The following is a 25,606-nucleotide window of genomic DNA, read 5'->3' as shown; positions in this document are numbered from 1 at the left end:
GAGACCTGCAAACCGACGTCACTGCGTTCCTCGGCACATGCGTCGCTGGTGGGCGAGGTCTCCAGCCTCCAGGCGAACGCATCAGGGAACCTGCAGGTTGCTGCGCTCGACGGTCCCGACGACCCGGTTGGCCGGAGCAGGCACGCCAGGCGGCGCAGGCGGGGGTGTGCGGTCGTCGACGATGTTGTTGTAGCGCAGGAACTCGTAGTCGCCGATCAGCCAGCCTGCGATGGTGCCGTTGCCGCTGTTGAAGTTGCCGATGTATTCGTTGGTCAGAACGCTGGGGTTGGATTCGGCGTAGTAGTAGAAGGTGCCGGCCGACTGGTCCTTCCAACCGGCGAACAGGATGACATGGACGTCCGGGTAGTCCAGGATGTCGCCCGGTTTGAGGTCCGACTGGGAGATCTGGGTTGCAATCGAACTATCATCCAGCGTCCAGGTGGTTCGGCTGTACGGCAGGTTCCAGGCCATCGACACGAACCCCGAGCAGTCCTCGCGGTAGGTGCCGTTGGCGTCGGTCTTGTATCCCTGCTGGTCGTAGGGGACGCCTTCGTTGACCCAGCTCTGGGCCCGGGCCATCACTTGACTGCGGGTCAGGGTGGCCCCTTTGGGAGAGCTGGAGACGGCAAAGGACTGCAGGCCGCCGACGTCCGAGGGGGTGACGCTGAAGGTGGAGTCGGCGAGTACCTGGGCCGCGGCGATGGCCACCGGGCCGGTAGCGGTGGTCGTCAGAGTGCCCTGGGTACCGAACGGCTGGGTGGCGGCGGTGGTGGAGACCACAGGATCGGTGTTCGCTCCTGCGTTGTCGACGGCATAGGAGCTGGTGTTGACGCTGACGGCGATGGCGGCGGCGGCCGACAGGACGACGGCGGAAGCGAGGAGCTTGCGGTTGGGCGAGGTCGTGGACAAAGCGGAATCTCCTGGTACGTGGTGGTGCGTCAGATGTAGCCGGTCTCCGACCAGCCTGCGGCGTGTTCGGCTGGTCTGCGCGGACAGCGGTCCAAGGGGTAGCGCGGGCCGGTTGTGCAGCGGGCGGGCGGACCGGTGCCCTGCGAGCGGCATCGGTGGCTCGGCGGCGATGGGTGGCGCGGGCAATCCGGGGAGCCGAACCAAACGGGCGAAGACGGCTGGCCGCGGTGCCGCACAGGAGTGAGCCTGAAGAGGCACAGCCGGCAGCGCGCACAAGGGCCGCGGTCCGGGTGCCTCCGTCATTGATCCTGTTAGTCGCACCCAAGGGATGTCAGATGCTTGAGAACCGCACCCTGGAGATCCTGATCATCGCCCTGGTCGTCGTGCTGCTCTTCGGGGCCAAGCGTCTGCCCGGTGCAGCCCGATCACTGGGCAAGTCCCTGCGCATCCTCAAGGCCGAGACCACAGCCCTGCGCACCGACCCCGGCCGCGACAACAGCGGGAGCGAACCGCCGCCCGACTCAGTGCAGCCCGCACTGTTCGAGGTGGTGGAGCCCATCAGGCCGGTCGGCGTATCCGACCCCACCGGCCCCGCACCGCGGCAGTGAACCACAGCGGCTGCCACTGGATCCAGATCCACTTGGACGTACAGCCGATGTGCATGGGGAAGCTCACTGAGCTTGGCCGGACTCCTCGGAACCGGGCGACAGCAAGCGATGGCCCACCAACGGCAGAGGCCACCGCAGTTGGGACGCCCAGGACGGCCAGATGCGGCCGTGGGCGTGAATGGCCAGCCGGTTGGCGCACTCTGACGGGCGGCCAGGTTCAGTGGCTGCCTACGGTGCACACAGGGGGTTGCACAGCTCGTGACGTGCAACCCCCTGTGTGCGGCCCCGGCTCTGGCGGCGGCACTCCTTCGAACTGATGAGGATCACCGCCATGGCAGATCAGTCCTCCCGCCGTAGCTTCCTTCGCCACGCCTCCCTGGGCAGCACGGCGCTGGGCGCCACGATCCTGCTGCCTGCGACGCTGGGCAACGCCGCGTCCGCGCGCGCCCGGGCAACGCACGACGCGGCTGCCAACCACGTCGACGCCGTGCGGCACGAGGGCCCGCTGATGGCCTACGTCAAGAACGCCCGCACCGGCGAGATCGCGGTGATGGTCGGCGAGCGCGAGGTCGTCCGCCACGACCCGCAGCTCGCCGCCCAGCTGTCGCGCATCGCCGCCGGCGCCACGCCCTGACCCCCAGCACGTCCCCTTTGCATCCCTTTCTACCTGAAAGAAGACAAGCGTTGTCCTCGCACAAGGAAGCACCCGCGATCTCGAACGACCCGGTGGCCGACAACACCGACGTGTACGCCTTCGTCAGCCCCGACAAGCCCGACACCGTCACGCTGATCGCCAACTTCAGCCCGTTCGAGGACCCGGCCGGGGGGCCGAACTTCGACGAGTTCGGCGACGACGTGCTCTACGAGATCCACATCGACAACAACGGCGACGCCCGCCCGGAGATCAGCTACCAGTTCCGGTTCCGCACCGTGAACACCATCCCCGATACCTTTCTCTACAACGTCGGCACGATCGAGTCGATCACCAGCAAGAACTGGAACCGCCGGCAGTTCGCCACGGTCACCCGCCTGGACGTGAAGAGCGGATCCAGCCAGCAGCTGGGCCAGGACCTGCCGTGCCCGCCGTGCAACATCGGCCCGCTGTCCACCCCCGACTACGCGGACCTGGCCGAGCAGGCGATTCACGCCCTGCCCGGGGGGCGCACCGTCTTCACCGGCCAGCGCGCCGAGGGCTTCTACGTCGACATCGGCGCCATCTTCGACCTGGGGGACCTGCGTCCCTTCCAGAACCTGCACATCGGCTCACAGATGCCAGCCGCCCCCGGTGTCAACGGCACCAAGGCCGCGAACGTCCAGTCCATCGCCCTGCGGGTCCCCAAGTCCGACCTGACCGCCAACGGACAGACACCGACCGACCCCACCGACCCGCACGCCACCATCGGCGTCTACGCCTCCGCAAGCCGCCAGCGCTCCCGGGTGTTCGAGACCGACGGCACCGTCGTCAGCACCGGTCCCTTCGTCCAGGTGTCGCGCCTGGGCAACCCGCTGGTCAACGAGGTCCTGATCCCCATCCCGCAGAAGGACCTCTTCAACGCCCAGGTCCCGGTCAACGACCAGCAGTTCGCCGCGCACGTCGCCCACCCCGAACTCGCCCAGCTTCTGCCGGTCCTGTACCCCGGGGTGTTTCCCAACCTGGCCGCCCTCAACACCTCCGGCAAGCCGCGCGCAGACCTCCTGGCGATCCTGCTGACCGGCATCCCGGCCGGAATCGTCCCCGGATTCCAGAACACCACCGGGACCGTCCAGGCCGATCTGCTGCGCCTGAACATGGCCATCCCCCCGACCATGCGCAACCCCAGCAACCTCGGGCTGATCGGCATGGACCCGGCTGGATTCCCCAACGGCCGCCGCGTCTTCGACGATGTCACCACCATCGAACTGCGCGCCATCGCCGGGGCCACCTACGCCCTGGTCGACAAGACCTTCACCCCCGACAAGGCCGCCGGCGCCATCACCCAGGGCCTGACCTCCAGCAACACCGACGTCAGCGCCGGCAACACCGTCCACTACCTTCGGACCTTCCCCTACCTCGGCACCCCGCACAGCGGCTACCTCAACCCCAACGACAACACCCCCGCTGCCGACCTCAACGCCACACCCGTCGGCGGCCCGGGCACCGGACGGGGCGGCAGCCGGCACAGCCAGGACACCGCCATGCTCGTCAGTGGTGCCCTGCTCACCGCCGGCGCGCTCGCGGGTGGCGCGGCCCTGCTCAAGCGACGGACCGCCACCGCCCCAGTGGGCGCGCCGGTCGGCGCGGACCCCTCCCCGGACGACGCCACCGATGCGCCGTGAACACCCACCACGCCGCATCGGCCGTCCCCGCCCACCACACACACGCGCACCAGAAAAACGGGGAGATCTACGGCCCCAGCCGCGCCGGCAGCGTCCTGGTGGACATCGGCGGCGACATCGGCGCGCTGATCATCCACACCCCCGCCGGCCTCCACGGAGCCGAACTCGAACTCAGCCCTGCCGACACCCCGGGCCTTCGCACTCACATGGCGGTCCGCGAACGACGCGGACACGGACCCACTCGCCACGCGGCCATCTTCCCTTCTCTGGCCTGCGGCACCTACGACGTCTGGCATCCCGCGGGACACCCCGCCGCCCAGGTCACCATCACCGGCGGACAGGTCACCCAGCTCACCTGGCCGACCGCCTGACAACGCCCGTCGTCGGAGCGGCGCACAGCCGGACAGCGCTGTGCGCCCGGGCCGTTCTGGTTCTGCTCTCGACCTGCCGGTCGGCCAGGCCACCGAGGTGGAAAGTACCGACAAAGGGTCCGCCAACGGGCGGCTCCTTCCCCGCTCGCCACCGGATGCCGAGACGCGCCGGAGGTCACCCGTCGGGGTGAGGGTTCTCGACGCGCGTCGGGCCGGGTACCAGTCTGGCGACCATGGAGACCCACCGCCCGTACCCCGACGCCACCGAATGGACGTTTCGCAACCGCCGCTCCCACCAGGAGCGAAGAACTCCGCTGGTGTTGTCCTGGGAGGTCGACGGCGACCCGATCACCGATGACTACACCCCCAGCGCGATCAGCGCCCATGAACTGTGGGACCTGTGGTTTCCGAAGTACGCCAGCGACGGCACAGCCCCCATCCACTGGTCCGTCAAGGGCAACGGAATCGCGGAGAGCGCGCCCTTCCAGATCGGACAGGCACAGGATCAACCCGACTTCCTCAGTCCGGACGACGGCTTCACCTGGCCGGAACAGACGAGAAGCGGCGAGCGGGTGAACTGGTTGCGACTACCCGTCAGGGACAAGCTGTGGCACGGCCAGCGGGGTGACAAGGGCGGCTTCATCCAGGAGCTGCTCGGGTGGAAGCCCTCTCCCTTGGAGCCGGTGTTCCACGCCAGGGCGATCGCCGCCGCAGCCGGCATCAACTGATCCCGTGATCATCGCCCCTGCCTGCGTTGGCTGCGACGCAGGACCAGCAGGGCAAGCAGGGCTGCAAGGACGAGCACGCCAACAACGATCAGCGCAACGGCCCAGGGAGGTGCGGTGGTGTCCGGCAGCGCCGTATACGCGCCGTAACTCGTGTGGACGAGCTTTGTTACGGCGCCATGTGGCAGGTTCACGGTGCCGGACCAGGTGACGGGGTGATCGGTGCCGTCATCCAGCCGTACTGTGCACGGAGTGGATCCGCTGGTGAGGTCTGGAGCATTGACGGCAAGGACGGCGTGGTCGCCGGGCAGGACGGTACTCATGATCACGTCGTAGGTGTGGCGCCTGCCGCTGGTGGCGCAGGAGACAGTTCCGGTTGCTCTGACAAAAGTCTGGCCGACGTTGCTGACCGGAATGGACAATTGGGCTGCCTGCCCGATCCACCCCGCTGAGACCGCTGACACGTCCAGGGCTGTGGTCATCTGCGACCGTGAGCCGACGGTGATGGCAACCCCCGCGGTGACCTTCTTGATGATGATCGCTCTGGCTGATGCCTGGCCGTTGGAGCCGACCGTGGCAACGGAGGGTGAGGCGGGTTCCGCTGTGATGCCGGCCAGGTATTGAGCTGCCGGAGGGGACGGTGACCTGGAATCGGAGGATCCTGCGTTCGCGGGGGGGCAATGGTTGCCGTCGTGGGAAGACCGGTGACCCAGCAGCTGGCTCCGGTGCATCCCCCGGTGGGGTTCTGGTACGCGGAACCCGAGTTGGTCGCGGTGACGCCGGTGGAGACACTGATCTTCAGCTGCTCGGGTTCGGGCCCGTGTTACTGAGACCGCTGTATCCCAGATCTGTTAGCAGGCCTGTCCCACCCGAGCGCGGCCCTGGGATATTCAAGTAACGCCGTGATCCAAGGTGGAGCGGATGCACGTGGGTTGAGCGGTTCGCGGTGTCCGCTGCCATCCAATCGAGTCGTTTGACAGCGGATTCAGTCCGCTGCGGTTCTGTGCCACCGAACCCAGTCCTGCGAGATGAGCGGGCCAGGGGCGCTTATGGCTGCGGGCGAGTCTGTACCGGTGGGCTTGAACCCAGTCGGTCCGTACGTCGAGTTGTCCTTCGTCGATGCCGTAGGCGTCGGGGCTCACCGAGGATGCCGGAGGGCGGTAGCGAGGTCGTCGAGGTGCTTCGAGACCGGACCCAGGGTGAGCAGGCCGCTGCCTGCCCCGGCGAGCTCCGCCGCTGCGGGGGTGAGCTCGGTGTAGGCGCGCTCCATCGTCTTCCGGTCGCCGACGGCGATAGCCGCTCGTGCGGCCAGGCACCATAGGGCCTCGAACAGCAGGTCGCGGGGCGGGTCCGGAAGTTGACGCAGCGCCGCTGTGACCTCACCGCGGCGGTCTTGGGCCAGCAGCCCCAGAGGGCGGGCCCATGGTTCGTAGGGTCCCCAGTCGGTGTATCCGTCGGTCTGGGCAGGTTGTGCGTGCCGCACGCGCAGGGACAGCAGCGCGAGCGGCAGCAGCCCGCGTTCCAGTCCGGGCATGCCGGCTCCGTTTATTCGCGCGGCGGCGTCCTGGTAGGCCGCTTCCACCTCGGCCGCCAATGTCCCGCCCGTCGCGGCGAGCCGCAGGGCCCGGTACCACTGGGTGAACACGCCCACCAGCGGCAGCTCATGACGCTCGGCCAGGCGGTCCGCAGCGGCCGCGTGCCCGTCGGCTGCTGGGAAGTCCGCGAGGGCGCTGCGGGCTTGGAGCCGGATGAGGTGTCCAAGCACTTCCCAGGTGGCCAGGCCGTTCCTGGCGGACAGGGCGACGAGCTCGGCGCCCACCTCGTCCCGGTGCGGGGCCAGACCCGCGCGGTGGAAGCTCTGCATGAACACTCCGTTGAGGGCGAACGACAGCAGCGCGGGGTCGTCCAAGCGCCGGGCGATCTGCTCCGCCTGTTGGGCGGCTTGGGGCCCGCGCGCTGAGCGGGTGCCGCGTGATTCCAGTGCGATCGTGGCCAGCAGGCGGGCCTGCGCGGCGGGGTGCGCACCCGGCCAGAGGGCAGCCAGGGTGCGCTCGGCCGCCGCCACGACCCACGCGGCCTGCTGTGGGTCATCGACGCGGGTCCAGATCGCCGGCACGTCGTAGGCGCCGATCACGCGGGCGGTCAGTTCCGCGTCGCCGCGTTCTTCCGCCGCCGTGATGGCCGCCAAGCGGTGTTGGCGAGCGGCCTGAAGGCCCCCGCCTCCGGTCACCGCGAGGTTGCGCAGCAGGCTCACCGTCGACTCCAATCGCGCCCGGGCGCCGGATGCCACGGTTCGGTCGTAGGCCGCGGCCGCCTGCGCCCACACCCGCGCCGCCGGACCGCCGGGCCCGGATGCGGGGTCGAGGTGGTCCGCGTGGTCGAGGATGTCCGCCTCCAGGCGGCGCAGGCGCGGGCCTGGATCCACCCCCAGTTGTTCAACGAGGAGCGTTCGTGCCCGGCGCAGCACCGCGAGCGCGTCGCCTTGGCGACCGGTGCGGTACAGCGCGAGGGCCAGCAGTCGCCAGGCGTCCTCGCGCCAGGGGTGCTCAGCCACGTGCGCGTCCAGATCCGGCACCGCCTCGCCCGCGAGCCCCAAGGCCAGCCGGGCCTCAGCCTGCCGCTCGACGGCGTGCAACCGCAGCTCACCCAGGCGCGAGCGCTCCGCACGGGCCCAGGTCTCCTCGGTGAAGTCGGCGTAGGCGGGGCCGCGCCACCACCCCAGCGCCTCCTCCAGCCGGGCGAGAGCATGCTGGGGTGGCTCGGTCGCGGCGGCGGCCACCACCTGCTCGAAGCGCCAGGCGTCCACCGCGCCTGGCTCGGCATGCAGCGCGTACCCCGGGCCCTCGGTGACCAGCAACCGGGCCGGAGTACGGGGCGGGCGCTGCGGCTCCAGCGCACGGCGCAGCGCGGCCACGAACGTGCGTACCGCGCCCACCGCATCAGCGGGCGGGTCCTCCCACAGGTCCTCAACCAGGCGAGTGACCGGGACGACGCGGCGGCGGGCGACAATCAGCCTGGCCAGCACCGCGCGGTGCCGCGGCCCCTTCAGCGCGATCGCACCGCCAGCATGGTCCCAGGCCACCACCGGCCCCAGCACCCCGAACGCGACCTCCACCCCTGACCGCCCTTTCTGGAGGCATCGTTCCTGGTCACGGTAGCGCGCTCACTCGATGCTCATCCGCGCCCGGCAGGCTGTGAGGCACCTGGCCACCTATGGAGAAAGGGCGAAACCATGGCGCCTTCCCTCACCGGTTTCACGTACCAGCGCGTCCATGTCGCGGACGGCGTGTCCCTGAACGCAGCCGTCTGCGGCTCGGGCACCCCGGTCGTACTGCTGCACGGCTTTCCGCAGACACACCTGATGTGGCGCCATGTCGCCGCCGACCTCGCGGCCGACCACACCGTGATCTGCCCCGACCTGCGCGGCTACGGCGCGAGCGACAAGCCTGTCGAGACCGACGGCAACGTCTACGCCAAGCGCACCATGGCCGCCGACATCGTCGCCCTGGCCCGTGCGCTGGGGCATGAGCGCTTCGCGCTGGCCGGGCACGACCGCGGCGCCCTGGTCGCCTTCCGCGCCGGGCTCGACCACCCCGAGACGATCACTCACCTGGCCTGCCTCGATGTGCTCCCCACGCTGGACATGTGGGAGGTGATGCGCGGTGTCACTGCTGCCGTCGGCTTCCACCTCTACCTGATGGCCCAGCCCCCGGGCCTGCCCGAGCAGATGATCGCCGCCAGTCCGGACGCCTTCTTCGGTCACTTCCTCGACATGTGGACCAACGATCCGCAGGCGATTCCCGCCGAAGTCCGCACCGCCTACCTGGATGCCTGCCGCGACGCGGTGCCTTCGATCGTGGCCGACTACCGCGCCTCCGCCGGCATCGACGTCACCCACGACCAGGCCGACCGGGACGCCCGCAACCGTCTACGGATGCCGGTCACCGTGCTCCAGCAGGACTGGGGCGCCACCCTCGGCTTCGATGCGGCAGCCCTGTGGAGCGCCTGGGCACCGGACCTGCGGCACACCACCGTCACCTGCGGCCACTTCATGGCCGAAGAAGCCCCCGCTGACATCGCCAAGGCACTTCGAGACCTCCTCGCCCGCTGAAGCCCGAGGCGCGGGGCCGGGCGCCCGCTGGACTCGCCCCGCAACTCGTTGGATGCCAATGGACACGGCGTCGGGTCACCGGCTCTCGTCCGTGTGAAGGCTCAGGCCCAGCTGCGCGGCCACCCCGGCGGCGAGGGACGCAAGGGTCGGGTGCCGTTGCAGGAAGTCGCTGGGGAGTTTGACGACCAGGCCGGATTCCAGGCGCGTTCGGAGCTCGATTCTGAGCAGGGAGTCGAAACCGAGCGCCGTCAGCGGCGTCTGGGGATCGAGGGTGGTGCTTCCCAGCCGGAGCACCGTGCGGATGTGCTCGGCCAGGTAGTGCTCCAGGGCGGTGCGTCGCGCGAGTCCGGGTTCGAGGGTGGTGAGCTCGCCGCGGATGTCGCGGGCGATGGTGGGTCCACTTGCCTCACCGTGTTGCTGGGCGAGGAGGCTGAACAGGGAGGACTGCCGTCCGGCTGCCGGGATCCAGGTGTCGGGGTCGCCGGGGATGACGCCGGTGCGCACCCGCTGGTGGGCCAGGAGTGCCGCGAGAGCGCGGAAGCCGTCCTCGGTGGTAATGGTCTGGTAGCCGCGGGCGGCGAATCCGGTGGCGACGCCGGTCTCGCCCCAGGGGCCCCAGTTGACGGCGAGCGTCCGTTTTCCCTGTGCGGTGCGCCAGGTGGCGAACGCGTCGAGCCAGGCGTTGGCGGCGGCGTAGGCGCCCTGGCCAGGATTGCCGAGCAGCGAGGCCATGGAGGACTGCAGGACGAACCAGTCAAGGGCGAGCGCGTCGGTGGCCTGGTGCAGGAGCCAGGCGCCGGTGGCCTTGGGATGCCACACCCGCTCCAGCTGGTCGTCGGTGATGTTGGTGATCGCGGCGTCGTCGAGGACCATCGCGCCGTGCACCACGCCACGCAGCGGCAGGCCGTCAGCCGTTGCGGCGGCGACCAGGCGTTGGGCGGTGCCTGGATCGGCGATGTCGCCGAGCACGACGGTGATCCGGGTTCCACGTTCGCGCAGGTACGTGAGCTCCTGCTCGGTGGCGACGGACGGGGGCGTGCGGCCGTTGAGGACCACGTGGCTCGCGCCTTGCCGCGCCAGCCAGTGGGCAGTGGCCAGGCCGACGCCGCGCAGACCGCCGGTGACCAGGTAGGCGCTGTCGGGCTGGACTGGGGAAGGCTGCTTGCGTTGCACGGCGGTGGTCTCGCCGCGGTCCGGAACGGTCAGGACCAGCTTGCCGATGTGGCCCGCGGCGGCCATCAGGCGGAACGCGTCGCCCGCGTCGGCGAGTGGGTAGGCCCGGCACGGCAGGGGCGCCAGGCTGCCGTGTTCGATTTCGGCGAGGACTTCGCGCATCACGGCGGCGAAGACGTCGGGGCGGTCGTGGTGCAGTTCGATGAGATCGACCGTGCTCATCGTGATGTTGTGGCGCAGCGGTGCCAGTCCCAGCGGGGTGTCGGCGAGGATGTCGCGGACTCCCAGCTCGACGAACCGGCCGAAGGGACGGAGGGTTTCCAGTCCGGCCCGGATCGCCTGGCCCGAAAGCGAGTTGAGGACGACGTCGACGCCCTGGCCGCCCGTGCCGGCGCGGGTCTGCCGGGAGAAGTCCAGCGTTCGGGAGTCCATCACCTGGTGGATGCCCATGGCGCGCAGGTGGCTGCGCTTCTCCTCGCTGCCGGCGGTGGCCAGGACTTCGGCGCCGAGGTGGCGCGCGACGGCGACGGCGGCGAGTCCGGTCCCGCCGGTGGCGCAGTGGATCAGCACGCGTTCTCCGGCGGTGAGCCGGCCGACGTGGCGCAGCGCGTACCAGGCGGTGAGGTAGGCGGTGGGCAGTGTCGCTGCTGTGGTCACGCTGATTCCGGCGGGGACGCGCGCGACCGCGGTGGCGGCGACGGTCGTGAACGAGGCGAAGGCGCCGCCGCGCAGGTCGGCGGCCAGGACGCTGTCGCCGACTTTGAGGTGTTCGACGCCGGGTCCCAGCGCGGTGACCACGCCTGCGCACTCGAATCCGATGCGGTCTCCGGCGTCCGGGTCGGTCGACAGCAGGCCCATGGTGGTCAGGACGTCGCGGAAGTTCACACCCGCGGCCTGGACGCGCAGTTCTACTTCGCCGGGTCCTGGCGGGTGGGGCATGGCCGTGGTCAGTTCCAGGGCGTCGAGGTCGCCCAGACGTGCGGCACGCAGCCGGAAGCGGTCGGTGCCGTAGCGCACGGTGCAGGACGTGGCGTGCGTCCGTTCGCTGTCGCTGAGCGGGGCGTAGGCCAGGCGGGCGATGTGGCGGGTGGAACCGCGCAGGGCGACCTCGTCCTCGGGCGCTCGGGCGAGGAGTTCGCGGGCGACAGCTGCCAGGTCGGCGTCGGCCGGATCAGCGTCCACGAGGGTGGCGTGCAGGTCGGGGTGCTCGTGTGTCAGGACCCGGATGAGGCCGCGCAGAGCGCTCTGGGGCAGGTCGGGGGCCTGTGCGGGGTCCAGGCTCAGCGCGGCCCGGGTGACGGCGTACACGCGCGGGGGCTGGGTGCGGGCGGCGGCGGCCTGCACGACGGCGAGCAGCCGGCGGGTGCGTTGGAGCGCTGCTGTGCCCGGGTCCGGTCCGGGCGTGGGAGGTGCGCAGAGCATGACCACGGCCGTTGGCGCTGTGGCCGTGGCGGCCTTGTTCCGGGTGAGCGGATCCTCGAGCTGCAGCGGGGGGTCGGCGTCGACCGGGGCGTCCAGGACGGCGATGGCCGCCCCCGCCGTGCTCAGGGCGTCGGCGAGCCGTTGTGCGGAGCCGTCGCCCTCGCCGATGATGAGCCAGCTTCCTGCGTCGGGCGGTCCTGCCGCCTCCTGGTGCGGGGCGGGTTGCCAGATGGTCTGCAGGAACCAGCGGTCGACGGCGGAGTCCTCGCCCGCCTTGCGGCGGACAAAGCGCAGCGCGTCGATGCCGGCCACGGGTCGGCCGTCCTGGTCCAGCAGCGTCACGTCTCCGACGATGCCGTCGGCGTCGGTCCAGGTGATGCGGGCGCGGCCGTACCTGGCGGTGGCGGGGTCGCCGAGGATCCGTACCCGGTCCGCGTGAACGGGCAGGACCAGGCCACGGCCCGGTTCGCGGATCAGTGCGGCGACCACCAGCTGCGCGCCAAGGTCCAGCAGTACGGGGTGGATACCCAGAGAGTGCTGTGGAGTCTGCGCGACTGCCGGCACCGTGAGGCGGGCCCAGAAGCTGTCGCCCCGTGTCGAGGCGCGCAGGTGGGTGATGCCGGTGAACGCGGGACCGTGTTCCAGGCCCCGGGCTCGCAAGCCGGCGTACAGCGCTGCGGCGTCCAGGGCCACCGGGTGCTGCGCGGCCAGCTCTGCCGGGGACTGGGGTGGCTCCTGCGGGAGCGCGGTGGTGCGGTGCAGTACGGCGGTGGCGTGTTCGGTCCAGGCGCCGTCGTGGTCGCGGCCGAAGACCGTGCAGTCGGCACGGTCGGGCGCCAGCTGGGTGGTCGTCGTGCTGATGGCGGTGTGGTCGGCCAGCGGCATCAGCGCGCGGAAGTGGATGTCGACTGCCTCGACCTCGTGGGGGGCGGCGTCCAGGGACTGGCAGGCGGCGGCCAGTGCCAGGGCGCAGTAGGCGGCGCCGGGAAGGACGGGGCTGTTGTGGACGCGGTGGTCGGCCAGCCATGGCAGGGTTGCCGTTCCGGTGTCGGCGCTCCAGGAGTGGCGCAGCTGCCGGCCGGGGATCTCGGTGTGTCTGCCCGGAAGGCGGGCATCCGGGGAGTCGGCGGGGCGGGGGGCGGGTGTGGTTGTCCCGACCCAGTGGCGGCGTCGGTCGAAGGTGAGCGGTGGTACGTCGACGAGGTTCGCATCGGCGTACAGGGTGGACCAGTCGACGGTGACACCGCTGCAGTGCAGAGCGGCGAGCTGGGTGCGCAGCGTCGTCGACTCGTCCTCGCCGCGGCGCAGCGTGGGCAGGACGACGGGATCGTGGACAAGGCCGGCGAGGCTCTGTGCGATGGCGTGGGTGACCACGGGCTGGGGAGACACTTCGATGTAGACCTGGTGGCGGTCGGTGGCCGCCGCGGCTATCGCGGAGGTGAAGCGGACCGGTCGGCGCAGGTTGGCGCACCAGTAGGCGGCGTCGAACAGCGGGGTCCGGTGCGGGTCCTCCAGGACCGTGGAGTAGAAGGGCAGGGCGGGCTGGCGTGGGGTGAGATCGGCCAGGGCGGTGGCGAGTTCGGCCAGGAGCGGGTCGACCTGGGGGCAGTGCGAGGCGATGTCGACGGCGACCGGGTGGACCGCGATGCCCCGGGCGCGCCACAGGGCGGCGAGTCGCTCGACCTCACCGGGGGTGCCGGCGACGACGGTCGACGCGGGTGCGGCCCAGACCGCCACGCACACGGACCCGGTGGCGCGGTGGGCGGCGAGTTCGTCGTCGACGGCGGCGCGGTCCAGCGCGACCGTGACCATCGCGCCGGCCCCGGCTATGCGGCTGAGCAGGGCCGAGCGCCGGCAGATCACGCGGACGCCGTCGGCCAGGGACAGTGCTCCGGTGACGACGGCGGCCGCCACCTCGCCCATGGAGTGGCCCACTACGGCGGCCGGCTCGACGCCGTGCGCGCGCCAGGTCGCGGCCAGTGCGGTCTGCAGGGCGAACAGTACCGGCTGCACCCGGGCGCAGCCGGTCACCGGTCCCCCGGCCTCGACCAGGTCGAGGACGGAGAACCCGGCCTCGGCGGCGATCAGCGTGTCGGCCAGGGCCAGGGCCGCGCCGAACGCCGGTTCCTGCTTCAGCAGGCCGCGTCCCATGCCCGGCCACTGCGAGCCGTGCCCGGAGAACACCCAGACCGGGCGCCGGCTGATTCCGGCGCCCACCGTTCCCCAGACCACGCCCGGGTGGGCCCGTCCGGCCTCGAACGCGCGCAGGGCGAGGGTCAGGTCGTGGTGCGTGGCGGCAACCACGGCCAGGCGGCCGTGGCCTGGGGAACGACGCAGGGCGAGGGTGTGCGCGATGTCGCGCAGCGGGGCGGTGGCCCCGTCGCCCTCGAGCCAGGCCGCGAGCCGGTTCGCTGCGGCGGGAAGCACGCCCGGCGATCCGGCCGCGACCAGGAAGACCTCGCAGCGGGCGCTGCGGCGGGTCGCCTGGCCCAGTGGGCTGGTGGCGGGTGTGTTCCGCCGCGGCCCGGGGGTGACGGCGGGTGCGCGCGGTGGTGGTGCCTGTGGTGCCTGTTCGAGGACCACATGGGCGTTGGTACCGGAGAAGCCGAAGGAGGAGACCGCGGCCAGGCGTGAGTGTGTCCGGGTGGGCCAGCTGCCCAGCTCGGTGGGGACGAAGAAGCGGGTTCCCTCTGCGGCGATGGCCTGGTTCCAGCGGGTGAAGTGCAGGTTGGGCGGGATGAGCCCGTGCTGGAGGCACAGCACTGCCTTGATCAGGCCGATGACCCCGGCGGCCGGCTCGAGGTGGCCCAGGTTCGTCTTGACCGAGCCGAGCGCGCACCGGCCCTGGCCCACCCCGTAGACCTCGGCCAGGCTGGCGAACTCGACGGGGTCCCCGACCGGTGTCCCCGTACCGTGCGCCTCGATCATTCCCACCTCACGCGGATCGGTTCCGGCCCGCGTCAGGGCGTGCCGGTACAGGGCCTGTTGGGCGAGTAGTGAGGGCGCGGCCAGGCCGTCGGAACGGCCGTCCTGGTTGACCGCTGAGCCGCGCACCACCGCGAGGACGCGGTCGCCGTCGCGCTGAGCGTCGGCCAGACGCTTGAGGACGACGACGCCGCAGCCCTCGCCGCGTACGAAGCCGTCCGCTGCGGCGTCGAAGGTACGGCAGCGGCCGGAGGGCGAGAGCATCCCCATCCGCTGGAACGACCTCGTGGTCCGCAGCCCGAGTAGGAGCGTTACTCCTGCGGCCAGAGCGAGATCACTCTCCTCACTGTGCAGCGACTGGCAGGCCAGGTGCAGGGCCACCAGAGAGGAGGAGCACGCGGTGTCCAGGGCGACCGAGGGCCCGTTCAGCCCGAGCAGGTAGGAGACCCTTCCGGCGGCCACGCAGTGACCGTTCGTCAGAATCGAGCCCTCCAGCTCCCGCGGCTGGCCGGCGAGGGCTTCCATGTAGTCGGTGTAGCTCAGCCCCGCGAACAGGCCCGTAGCCGTTCCGGCCAGCCGGTCCGGCGCGATTCCGGCATGCTCCAGTGCCTCCCAGGCAACCTCCAGCAGGAGCCGGTGCTGGGGATCCAGCACGTCGGCCTCCTTGCCGGAGACGCCGAAGAAGTCCGCGTCGAAGCCCGAGACGTCCCGCAGGTACCCGCCCCACAGCGGCGGGCCGGCCTCGCCGTGCCCGGTGCCCGCCGGACTCCGGTGCGCGCGTTCGGCCGGGGGCGGCCCGACGGCGTCGCGCGCGTCCAGGAGGAGGCGCCACAAGGCAGCGGGCGAGTCGACGTCACCAGGTGTCCGGCAGCCCATGCCGATGACGGCGATGTGCGAGGGGGCCTGCCTGATGGTGAGCTGGTGTCCCACGACGGGGGCCCCTTTTCTGGGTGCTCGGACGGCTCGGGACCGCCGCGGGGGAAACGGCGGGTACGGGCATGCGTGGGCGGGTGCCCGTGGCGCGGGGGACCGGACCGGTCAGGCCGCGTCCGGTGTGCCGAGCAGGATCGCGCTCTTGACGCCGCCGATCTGGTAGTTGCAGGTAAGCGCGTAGTCGAAGTCGAGAGCCCGGGTACGGAAACCGGGAACGGGGTCGAAGGTGAGGTTGTCGGCCGGCTGCTCGCAGTTCGCGGTGGGGCACACTTCGCCGTGCTCCATCATGAGCAGGGTCAGCGCCACACCCAGGGCGCCCGACGGCGCACCGTTGTGGCCGAAACACGCTTCCTGAGAGGTCATCAGCAGGTCGGCCGACGCCGCACCGTACAGATGCCCGACCGCGTTCGACTCGAACGCGGTCACCACCACGTCGCCGTCACTGCCGCCGTGGATGTAGGGCACCTGCCCGATCTCCCACCGGTCAGTAAGGCAGCAGCGGATGGCCGCGACCAGGGACAGGCCGTTCTGGTCACTGGCGAGCGGGTTGGACAGACCGTCACGGGTCATGGCGTGGGCCAGGACCTGGCCGTAGGCGTGTGCCCCGCGCCGGTGCGCATGCGCGCGGCTCTCCAGTACCAGCGTCACCGAGCCCTCACCGTGGTTCACGCAGTTGGCACGCCGGTCGTAGGGGCGCATCAGACGGTTGAAGGAGGGAAGCAGCTCCGGCATCCCGGCCACGCGGATCGAATCGTAGGTGCGCTGGGCACTGTGCAGCAGCCGCTGGACGTTCTGGATCACGCCCATGCTGAAGACATCGACGCCGGTGACCACGGCCAGGTCGACCTCGCCGTCGGCGATCATGCGGCGGGCGTTGCCGACCTGCACGGCGGAGGATGCGCAGCCGCACGACACGGTGAAGCAGGGGCCGGTCGTACGGGTGAACGCCCCCTGGACCAGGGCGACGTCAGAGGGGGTGAGGGCCTGCTGGGCTCTGACGAACAGGTCCATCGCCTGCAGCGGCGTGGTCGTCTCCGCGTCGGCCTCCAGGACGGCGAGGTAACTGCCGATGTTGGCGTCGATTCCCCCTCGACCGGCCAGGACAGCCGCGTGGGACAGGTCGCCGCTGCGGATGTCGAGTCCGGCGTCGGCGCATGCCTCGACCAGGGACACCAGGCCGAAGCGGTGTGCGTCGGTGTAGTGCCGCGAGAACACCCCGGGAAGGTCGGGCAGCCGTTCGTTGAAGGCGGCGGCAGGGAGGTCCACCGAGCCGTAGTAGACCCCGTCGTGTCGGAGGCAGGAACGTCCGTGGGAGGCAACGTCCCACAGGTCGTCGGCGGTGAACACCGGCTCGTCGTCGCCCGGCAGGCAGAACCCCATTCCGGTGACCATGGCGTCCAGCGCACGCGTGCCCGCGCGGCCTGCGCCGCCGCTCGCCCCGGTCACGAGGCACACCCGCCGAGCCGGCACAGGATGATCGTCTTTGCCGCCGTCCCTGAGGTGGATATGTCGTCCATGGGGTACTCGCCTCCGCGTGGATAGCCGGTCCGCGGACCAGCCGGAAGGCATCGATGGCTTTCTGGTGGCCGCGTGTGACTGAGCCAGGGCCGGCGTGAGGAGGGGTGACTGCACGCCGGCCCCGGCCGCTTGATAGGTGGTGCAGTAGGCCTGATCCCGCTGCGCAGCGGGATCAGGCCCGGTCGCGTCGCGGTCCGCACAGCCGGAGAACGCGCCGCGTCGGCGACGGAACTACTCGGCGATAGCCGTCCGGTACGACCAGCGATAGACTGGCATGTTCATGCCACCTATCTCCTCGAACTCATGAAAGAATTCGAAATGCTCATATCCATTCAAACGAGGAACCTTTATCCGGTCATCGGCCCCGTAGGCCGACACCTCCCAGATCTGGGGAAGGTCATCCGGACCACCCCGCAGGAGCACAAGCATGGACAGAGGCATGGCACCACCCCTCCCATATGCACAAAGCGGGAAATCCCGAGGAAAATCCGGCCCTATCCAGTCACGATATCCCAAATACCATCCAAGGGAAGGGCGCGGGCAGGATCACAGCAACGGCAACAGATGTGCGCCGGGGGCGCTCAATCGTAATAAGTTAGTATGCGTCTATTTCGATCGCCGAATTTCCCCACGATTACCGCAATAAACCTCGCGGGCGCCCCGGACCTGTTCCACGTACAGCGCCGCAGTGTTGGCCCCGGCCAGCGACGGGACGCGGCAGCCCACACACGACAAACCAGCGCCGTCTCCCCCCGGGGCAGATCCTCATACATCGACTCTGTCACGTTCGACCGCCGCCAGGATTGGACGCAAGCGACACGATTCGATGATAACCGGCAGCGGGCCGCAATAGACAGCACGAAATGCTCCAGAACAGCGAAACTGGCCTGCGTCAGCCGAAATATCAGCATTCGACGCTTCGCCATTCGGGACACCAGGGCCAGGACTCGCCGAGGCGAGGTTCTCCTCCCGCGAGCACCGCTCGACAGCCGGCCCGAACCGGCCTCCACCAATGGCAGGTGGAATCAGCCGGACATCGCGCAGCCGCCCGCGTTGTTGCTCCAGGTGGGCTGCATGGCGAAGGTGCCGGTCGGCAGGTTGATGGTGCCCAGGTTCTGCCAGGCACACAGGTCGGCGTCCTCCGAGCCGTCCGAGGCCACCCAGCCGCTGGACGGCTGCGGGTCGGTCGCCGACTCCGCGTACTCGTGGCCGCCCACGATGCTGAACCCGTCGAGCTGGTTCTGCACCGAGCCCGCGCCGCAGCCGGAGCCGGCGTCCAAGATGTAAGGCATGTTGGTGTAGGAGACATTGCCGTCGTAGTCGTGCCAGGCGCAGAAGCCCGAGTTGGGGAAGCCGTCGGGCTGGGTGCCGCTGGGGCTCATGACCACGATCTGGACATCCGGCCCGGAGACGCCGAAGTGCGCGGCGGCCGCGTCGGCCTCGGCGGCGATGTCGGCCTGGGCCGCGGCGCCCAGGGCTGGTGCGCTGTCGTCCACCCAACTGCCGCCGAGCACCGAGCCGTGGAAAGTCGGACCCTGGCCGCTGCTGTCAGCGTATTGGGAGGTGACGGTGGACCAGCTGTCCTGCGAGGCACCCAGGCCACGGAACAGGTTCTGTTGGTACCTCTCGACGCCGTTACGGTCGCTGTCCCACTGGCTTCCCCAGAAGACCAGGTAGACCTGGACGTTGTGCTGCACCGGGCCGCCGTTGTACTGCAGCGTGCCGCTCGCGGCGGCCGGGCGGACGTGGCCGGCCTGGGTGGTGAAGGCGCCGGCCTTGCCGCGCATGGGTACCACGCCGTGACGGCCGTGGGTCTCCACCCGCACGACCTTGCCGTGCGAGCGGACGTAGTGGACTCCGTCGGACTGCCCCGCCGAGGCCGTACCGGACGCGGTGGCGCCCAGAACCGTGGTGAGGGCAACGCCGCAGACGGCGACGGTCGAACGAAGGCGCCGCCAGTGCTGACCGGAGGACGAGGTACCGCGCAGGGTTCGGGTGAACATTCCCAGGCTCCTTCTGCCGTAGGGAAGAGGAACAGGCCCGTCGGGAGAGTTGTGCGGGATTCGCCAGTGCGTCCGTACGCACAGCGGCTGATGACGGCATACCGAGTCAGTGCGCCATGAACGGCCCTCCGCAGGGATGGGCTCGTGCGAGGGGCCCCGGCTTCCGGGGGGCTCTCGCAGCGGAGAGGAAGAGTGATCCCGGCAGTGAGGGGCGTCGACGGCCTTGCGGCCACAGCACTGCGTTCATGGTGTGCCCGGCGTTGACGCTCGGCACGATCGTGAGGGCTGGACGGGTGACCGGGACCAACGACGGGGCGCCGAAACCCATCGACGACGGCGCTCGCTTGAAATCCCCATGGCTGCGCCGCCCTTGGCTCCCCGATCGGTGGCTCTGTGCCGCTCCTGGTCTATGCGGACGCGGGGGTTCGTCGCCGAAGACGCAGAGGAGCAGGGCTCCTTGAAATTCCCCAGAGGGACCCGCACCTGCACTGCAGCGGGGTGCGACACAGCCGATCCGGACTGACGGAACGTCAGTCCGGATTCCTGAGCAGAGGTGGCCGGGGCGGCAGGCAGGACTTGGTGCGCAGCCCCGGCCGACACGACCATGGGGGGATGGTCTCATCAGGGCAACGAGCCGCCGGGGGGCGGCGTCACGCGTGCTCGCGAGCCCGCCGTTGGCGCTCACCTTTTCGGCCAGCGCGATCAGCCTGCCGCAAATCGGCTCCGCGATCCTGGCGCACCAGGCCGCTCGCGTCGCCCTGCTGGCGGCTGGGGTTCGGCTGCGAGTCTGGGGCCCGGCTTTCGTCGATGAGCTGCTGGCGCCGAGCAAGCGTCATCACCGCGCCGTCTGTTATCCAGCCTGCTCCATGCCATCGAGCTCGCCGCGGGGCAGCTGGCGCAGATCGCGCGGCCAGAACACTCCCGTTCCACCAGACCGGGCACCGCATGATCCGACGCCCCCAGGAGTAGGCAGCGGGCATCGTCACTCGATCAGGTGGCTAGGGGTGGCGCGTCAGCCGCCCACCCGCGAGCGTGGAACGCATGAGTGACACTCGCACTCCCGTTCATGGCCACCGCGCACACGTCGTCGTGCACCCCGTCGTCGACGCCGCCCCGCCGTTCCGGCGCGTTGACATCCTGGGCATCCGGGTCGGCGATGCCTACCATCTGGACGACGTCGTCGAGTTCGTCCGCCGCGCCGGCCTGCACGATACCGACCCGCTGAACGCCGACCTCGTCGAATGGATCGATGGCGGCCCGGACATCTGGCAGGCGTGATCCGTCTGCCGACACGTTCCGCCCTCAATCAGCTCACCCACCGCGGACAGGAAAGTGGTCCCAGCGGTGGCGACCATGCCTGTCCAGCACCGAAATCGCCCAGAACCTGGCGGTCTCGGAGGCAACCTGAAACCCACCTTGGCGGCATCCTGGCCAGGCTCGACCTGCGCAACCGCGTCCACGCCGTCATCTTCGCCTACGAAGTCGGCCTGGTTCGGCAACCCGCCCCGGCGGCCGCCGGGCGCGCGGCCACAGCTGATCCCACGCCAGCCCGGGGGTTTGCCGGCGCTCAGCGGTCGACCCAGTAGCACGCTTCCTCGTCGTAGACCAAACCGCTGTCCTCGTCCAGATCCAACAGGTCCAGGAGCTGGTCCAGGTCGATGTCCGGCTCGATGTCACTTGTGCCCATAGCCACCATGGTGCCCGCACGCCCGGCGAAGCGCCTCCAGAACTCCCCCAGACGGGGCGTCAGAATCGCTGCGGTGAACGACAGCGGGGGCGTCGCAGGGGCTGGACAGCGGGTGGACACCGGGCGTTGAGCGCTCCAATGTCCACGAACGCCACCGGCCGATGCCGGGCAGCGGCGTGCGCTGGGGCTCAAGCGGGCTGTTGCAACGGTGCGCGCCAGAGCAGGCGAGTGCCTCCGGACTCCCGTGCCAGGGTCGTCAACTCACCCCCGCAGCTCCGAGCACGCTCAGCCAGGTTCGCCAGGCCGCTGCGCCGGCCACCCTCGGGAATACCGATCCCGTCATCCACCACGCTGAGCACCAGTTCGGTCTCCGTAGCGGTGACGGTGACCTCGGCGCTGTGTGCCTGCGCGTGGCGGGCGATGTTGCTCAGCGCCTCAACGAGGGTGGCCACCAGGTGCTCTTCGAGCGCCGGGGAGACGACAGTGTCGAGCAGCCCCTCCATCCTCAAGAGGGGGTTGAACCCGAGCGCGGGAACGGCATGTTCGAACACTTCCACGATTCGTGTCCGCAGGCCATGCCTGCTCAGGCCCACGCGCTGGTTCTGGAGTTCGAAGATGGTAGTGCGGATGTCCTTCGCGGTGGCGTCCAGATCATCTACGGCATTCGCCACACGTTCCCGAGCCGCCAGTGGCTGGATGAGGTTCTGGACGCTCTGCAGCGACATCGCGGTGCCGATCATCCGCTGGATCGCCATGTCGTGCAGGTCGCGGGCGATCCGGTCGCGGTCGTTGATCAGCCGCATCTGCTCCGCCTCCTGCCGGCGCTGGGCCAGGAAGGCGAGATCCGCTTGCCGGGCGAATGCCGACAGCGGATCGAAGTCGTCCGTGGTGAACTCCACGCGACCTGACAGGCGGCCGAGCATCAGGATCCCGCGCGTACCGCCCTCGAGCGGGTTCGCCAGCTGCACCGCCATCGCCGGTCCCAGTCGCCCGGCCCCACGCGGCCCGGCCGTGACCCTGGCATCCCTGGCGATGTCCGAGCTGCTGATCGGCTCCTGCGAGCGCAATGCCACTCCGACGAACGAGCCGTCCACCGGAAGGTCGATGTCCTGGTACTGCGCGGCACCTGCTCCAACCGCGACCTTCACCGACAACGCCCCCCTATCGTCAGTCGGCAGTGCGACCAACCCCAGATCCGCGTCGCCGACCTCCATGGCCTGATTCACCACCAGGCGAAGTACCTCACCGTGATCCGCGCCCGCCAGCAGGGCACCGGTCACCTTGGCGGTCGCGAGCAGGCCCCGCTCGCGTTTCCACGCCTCGCGATACCAGCGCACGCTGTCGACCGCGTGCCCTGCCGCCACGGCGAGCGTCCAGAGCAGCCATTCGTCCCTGGCGTCGAACTCGCCGCCCCACTTCTCCGTCAAATACAGGTTGCCGAACACCTCACCGCGCACGCGGATCGGCACTCCGAGGAAGGAATGCATCGGCGGATGGTTCTCCGGGAAGCCGCAGGAGGAAGGGTGCTTGGACAGCTCCGCCAGGCGCAGTGGCACCGGATGGCTGATCAGCTCCCCGAGCAGGCCGCGTCCTTGCGGCGACCGCCCGATAGCCGCCTTCTGCTCCTCGTCCATGCCCACGGTGATGAACTGCGACAACAGGCGGTCTTCGCCGATCACACCCAGCGCCCCGTACCGGGCGTCCACCCACTCGACGGCAGTCCTCAGGATGCGCCGCAGACTCTGGTCCAGGTCGAGCTCCCTGTCCTGGAGTTCGTCCAGGAACTTGTCCATCCTCTGCTGCGACAGCGGGGGGCGCCATTTTGACTCGTCAGGCATGTGTCTCTCCGAAGAACTGCACCTCAACCGTAGATCTCACGACAAGCTCAAGAACAGCCATACACGTCGACTCCGTGATTTCATGTGTAAATTCCTCGCGTGCCGGGCTCCCGATGAGTGGCCCGCTGCGGTGAGCTGGGTGTTCAGGAAATGCGCACATCACCGTTGCCCGCCGCTCACCAAAAATGGCCAGATCCCCTGAACTCACAGGCGGATGTTCAGTCCCGACTCTGCCCTGGATGATCGGCCCATGAGCCGTTCCATGGGCCGATCAGGTCAATCGGACCGGAGCGTCCTCATTGTCAGGGATGCAGCATTGAAGAAACGATCCCATCGCCGATTGGAGCACATCGATGGATGCAACCGAGATCCACGCCCCCGGGAATCAGATGCAGATCTTCCTACTGGACGACCATGAGATGATCCGGCGCGGAGTCCGCCAACTGCTGGAAGCAGAACCTGACATGAAGGTGGTGGGCGAGGCCGGAACCTGCGCCGAAGCTATGGTCAGGGTGCCTGAGCTGCAACCACACGTAGCCGTGCTTGACGTCCGTCTTCCGGACGGCGACGGCATTTCTGTCTGCCGTGAACTGAGGTCCCTGATGCCGGAATTGGCGTGCGTGATGCTGACCTCGTTCGACGACGACACGGCCCTGCTGGAAGCCGTGATGGCAGGCGCGTCCGGATACGTGCTCAAGGAAGTGGAGGGCGCCAACCTGATCAATGCCGTGCGCACGGTCGCTTCCGGCAAGTCGCTACTGGACCCCTCCATGACTCAGGACCTGCTGGAACGCGTGAGCCATCAGCGCGAGACCGCCGACACCAAAGAGGGCGGGACTCAGCTCGGCTGGCGCGAGCGACAGATCCTGCAACTGGTCGGCGAAGGGAGAACCAACCGGCAAATCGGAAAGGAACTCTCACTTTCCGAGAAGGCGGTGAAGGACCATGTATCAGGGATGCTTGAGAAACTGGGCTTCGATCCCGGCCTGGCCCGAGCCTCCCGCTGGTACAAGCGTTGACCTCGATTCACCGTGAGGTGAGCGGTCACCGGCCATTCGGCGTCCTGCGCCACCCGCGATGGCAGGCCGACTCTCCCGCGCAGCCACAGCCACGGCTTCCCAGCGCTGCTCCACCCGTCGCGGCCCGCCTGATCTGCACCCGAGCATTATCCGATCAGATAGCCCATGCCGCCCGAGGCACGAAGCACGCCACATCGGCTAGGACACCCACTTGGAGAGCAATCGTGGATGGTTCACTCACAGTCGGGCGCGCGCGGGGGGTCTCGCTGCGTCTCCACTGGAGCGTGCTGCTGCTGATGGCGCTGTTCGGCTACAACCTCGGCTGGCAGACGCTTCCCCGGTGGGCCCCAGGCCACTCCACCATGGCCTACATCACAGCCAGTGCGCTCGCAGTGCTGCTACTGCTCCCCTGCCTGCTGGTCCACGAGATGGTGCACGCGGATGCCGCGCGCAGATTCGGCATCCAGGTCCAAGAAATCAAGCTCTGGGCCCTTGGGGGTACGACCCAGATGGGCACTCCCTCGAACGCCCGAGCCACGATGGTCATCGCCGCCAGCGGACCCCTCGCCAGTATCTTGCTGGGCGGCGCTGCTTTGGGCGTCTCCGCCGCACTGCAGCCGCAGCACGCCGAGGGGAACCTCTGGAGCTCCACCTTCGTCTGGCTCAGCGCGGTCAACCTGGTGGTGGGCCTGTTCAACCTGCTGCCGGTGAGTCCCCTGGACGGGGGACGCATCCTCCAGGCATTCCTGTGGTGGCGCACCGGAGACCGCGACCACGCCGAGCGGGCGGCGGAACTGGGCGGTCAAGCGATGGGCGGACTGATCGTCCTACTGGGCACGTATCTCCTGGTCCAAGCGCCGGACGAAGGTGCATGGCTGCTGGTCCTCGGCTTCTTCATCGCCGTGTCCGCCGAGCTGGAAAGGCGCCGGACCATGCTCGGGATCATGATGCGCGGAGTGAACGTGGCCGCCGCCATGTCCAGCCCGGTCCAGACGGCGTTGGGCTGGCTGACCATCCACGAATTCGCGGAGACGGCCGCACAGCACAACAAACGCTCCATGATTCCGCTTGTCGACCACGACGGCCGGCCCACCGGGGTCGTGGCCCTGCACAGGCTCGTCACTGTTCCCACCGATCTCCGCAGGACCGTCCAGATGCACGAGGTGGCTACGCCGCTGCAGTATTGCCAGGTCGCCTCCCCCGGGGAGCCGTTGGTCACGCTGCTCGACCGCTTGGATACGCCGGACACCAAGGTGCTCGTCATCAACGGAGACCGCTTGGTGGGCATCGTCACGGACCACGACATCATCCGCCTCATCCAACGCCGACGGTGGCCGCCCCTGCGGCTCAGTTAGCGGCCCACCGACTCGATACCACGCACCTCTCGGCGCGGACGAATGTACCGGCTGCGTTGGCCATGTGTCAGCTCGTTGTCCGCCTCGGCAAGGTGAGGTTCCAGGGGATCGCACCATGCCCGCTCGGGAGCAATGCCCGGCCTTCTTCAAGTGCGCCGCGCGTCTGGGGAGGATCAGGGAATTCCCCATCAATGCGTCCATCCGTTGATAATTCATGGCGCATGGGCGGGACAACGGCCTCCAAGGGATTCAAGCGACCTCCGGAATGCAACAGATCACATGACGGTCCACCGGAGCGTCGCCGCACCCTGGGCATTGGGGCTGAAGTCGGAGGAGTGCAAGGAGCATGCGTATTCTCGCGCCGGCGCCGGGCGGGGTCGCTTCGTCGAGCGGTCTGTCGATCAGCGTGCCCGCCACATCAGTCGCGATCCCGGCCTCGGCGGCCGGATGCCTCCACAGCGGCACGATCCGGCAGTCGGTGGCCTAGATTCATGCGTTCCATCACCACCGTGTTCCTGACTGTCGCTCTCCTCCTGGGAGCGGCCGCTTCACCCTGCTCGGCTGAGAAACCAACGCGCGACAGCGCCTCCAGCGGCAGTGTCGGCATCCGGCTGGTGGATGCGCCGCCCGCCGGCCGCACGGACCCCCGAGGGCTGATCTACATCATCGATCACCTGCCACCGGGGGGCGTCA

General features: G+C 69.5%; 18 protein-coding genes. 10 read left to right on the top strand and 8 right to left on the bottom strand.

Annotation, left to right across the window (positions count from 1 at the left end):
- Positions 1-81 precede the first annotated feature (81 nt).
- On the bottom strand, positions 82-909 hold the full coding sequence (locus tag ABH925_RS17930; RefSeq protein WP_370149057.1) for a hypothetical protein: 828 nt from the start codon (positions 907-909) through the stop codon (positions 82-84).
- Between the two features lie 335 nt (positions 910-1,244).
- Between ABH925_RS17930 and tatA the strand changes: the two genes are divergently transcribed.
- From tatA to ABH925_RS17905, 5 genes are all read left to right on the top strand, one after another.
- Positions 1,245-1,517, top strand: a complete 273-nt coding sequence (gene tatA, locus ABH925_RS17925; RefSeq protein ID WP_370149055.1) for a Sec-independent protein translocase subunit TatA — start codon at positions 1,245-1,247, stop codon at positions 1,515-1,517.
- A 331-nt stretch (positions 1,518-1,848) separates the two neighbouring features.
- Positions 1,849-2,151, top strand: coding sequence for a hypothetical protein (locus tag ABH925_RS17920; protein ID WP_370149052.1), 303 nt, complete (start codon positions 1,849-1,851; stop codon positions 2,149-2,151).
- 50 nt (positions 2,152-2,201) lie between these two features.
- On the top strand, positions 2,202-3,833 hold the full coding sequence (locus ABH925_RS17915; RefSeq protein WP_370149050.1) for a DUF4331 domain-containing protein: 1,632 nt from the start codon (positions 2,202-2,204) through the stop codon (positions 3,831-3,833).
- Positions 3,830-4,204 (top strand): hypothetical protein, encoded by a 375-nt coding sequence (locus ABH925_RS17910; RefSeq protein WP_370149048.1) that lies wholly within the window; start codon positions 3,830-3,832, stop codon positions 4,202-4,204. The genes ABH925_RS17915 and ABH925_RS17910 overlap by 4 nt, the downstream gene beginning before the upstream one ends.
- A gap of 233 nt (positions 4,205-4,437) precedes the next feature.
- Positions 4,438-4,932, top strand: a complete 495-nt coding sequence (locus ABH925_RS17905; protein ID WP_370149046.1) for a hypothetical protein — start codon at positions 4,438-4,440, stop codon at positions 4,930-4,932.
- Positions 4,933-4,940: 8 nt separating this feature from the next.
- Here the strand turns inward: ABH925_RS17905 and ABH925_RS17900 are convergent, their stop codons facing one another.
- Complete coding sequence (locus ABH925_RS17900) at positions 4,941-5,411, bottom strand: hypothetical protein (protein WP_370149044.1); 471 nt, start codon at positions 5,409-5,411, stop codon at positions 4,941-4,943.
- A 656-nt stretch (positions 5,412-6,067) separates the two neighbouring features.
- Positions 6,068-8,044, bottom strand: coding sequence for a BTAD domain-containing putative transcriptional regulator (locus tag ABH925_RS17895; RefSeq protein WP_370149043.1), 1,977 nt, complete (start codon positions 8,042-8,044; stop codon positions 6,068-6,070).
- A gap of 117 nt (positions 8,045-8,161) precedes the next feature.
- Between ABH925_RS17895 and ABH925_RS17890 the strand changes: the two genes are divergently transcribed.
- Positions 8,162-9,040, top strand: a complete 879-nt coding sequence (locus ABH925_RS17890; RefSeq protein ID WP_370149041.1) for an alpha/beta fold hydrolase — start codon at positions 8,162-8,164, stop codon at positions 9,038-9,040.
- Positions 9,041-9,115: 75 nt separating this feature from the next.
- On the opposite strand, the gene ABH925_RS17885 is transcribed toward ABH925_RS17890, so the two are convergent.
- From ABH925_RS17885 to ABH925_RS17870, 4 genes are all read right to left on the bottom strand, one after another.
- Entirely contained in the window at positions 9,116-15,490 is a 6,375-nt protein-coding gene (locus tag ABH925_RS17885) for an SDR family NAD(P)-dependent oxidoreductase (RefSeq protein WP_370149039.1), read from the bottom strand.
- A gap of 108 nt (positions 15,491-15,598) precedes the next feature.
- Positions 15,599-16,885: a beta-ketoacyl synthase N-terminal-like domain-containing protein gene (locus tag ABH925_RS17880; RefSeq protein ID WP_370149227.1), complete on the bottom strand. Its 1,287-nt coding sequence runs from the start codon at positions 16,883-16,885 to the stop codon at positions 15,599-15,601.
- A 357-nt stretch (positions 16,886-17,242) separates the two neighbouring features.
- A complete protein-coding gene (locus ABH925_RS17875) occupies positions 17,243-17,440 on the bottom strand; it encodes a DUF5988 family protein (protein WP_370149225.1) in 198 nt (65 codons plus the stop codon).
- A gap of 596 nt (positions 17,441-18,036) precedes the next feature.
- A complete protein-coding gene (locus ABH925_RS17870) occupies positions 18,037-19,014 on the bottom strand; it encodes a hypothetical protein (protein WP_370149038.1) in 978 nt (325 codons plus the stop codon).
- Between the two features lie 1,041 nt (positions 19,015-20,055).
- On the opposite strand from ABH925_RS17870, the gene ABH925_RS17865 reads away from it, so the two are divergent.
- On the top strand, positions 20,056-20,292 hold the full coding sequence (locus ABH925_RS17865) for a hypothetical protein (protein WP_370149036.1): 237 nt from the start codon (positions 20,056-20,058) through the stop codon (positions 20,290-20,292).
- Positions 20,293-20,889: 597 nt separating this feature from the next.
- Here the strand turns inward: ABH925_RS17865 and ABH925_RS17860 are convergent.
- Positions 20,890-22,494 (bottom strand): GAF domain-containing sensor histidine kinase, encoded by a 1,605-nt coding sequence (locus ABH925_RS17860; RefSeq protein WP_370149034.1) that lies wholly within the window; start codon positions 22,492-22,494, stop codon positions 20,890-20,892.
- Positions 22,495-22,892: 398 nt separating this feature from the next.
- On the opposite strand from ABH925_RS17860, the gene ABH925_RS17855 reads away from it, so the two are divergent.
- From ABH925_RS17855 to ABH925_RS17845, 3 genes are all read left to right on the top strand, one after another.
- On the top strand, positions 22,893-23,558 hold the full coding sequence (locus tag ABH925_RS17855; protein WP_370149032.1) for a response regulator: 666 nt from the start codon (positions 22,893-22,895) through the stop codon (positions 23,556-23,558).
- A gap of 284 nt (positions 23,559-23,842) precedes the next feature.
- Complete coding sequence (locus ABH925_RS17850) at positions 23,843-24,913, top strand: site-2 protease family protein (protein WP_370149030.1); 1,071 nt, start codon at positions 23,843-23,845, stop codon at positions 24,911-24,913.
- Between the two features lie 346 nt (positions 24,914-25,259).
- On the top strand, positions 25,260-25,400 hold the full coding sequence (locus ABH925_RS17845; RefSeq protein ID WP_370149029.1) for a hypothetical protein: 141 nt from the start codon (positions 25,260-25,262) through the stop codon (positions 25,398-25,400).
- The last annotated feature ends 206 nt before the right edge of the window (positions 25,401-25,606 follow it).

The sequence above is a fragment of the Streptacidiphilus sp. EB129 genome (genome assembly GCF_041262645.1).
Lineage (GTDB): Bacteria > Actinomycetota > Actinomycetes > Streptomycetales > Streptomycetaceae > Streptacidiphilus.
The sequence above is the reverse complement of the archived record's forward strand: the minus strand, read 5'-3'. Positions and strand labels throughout refer to the sequence as shown.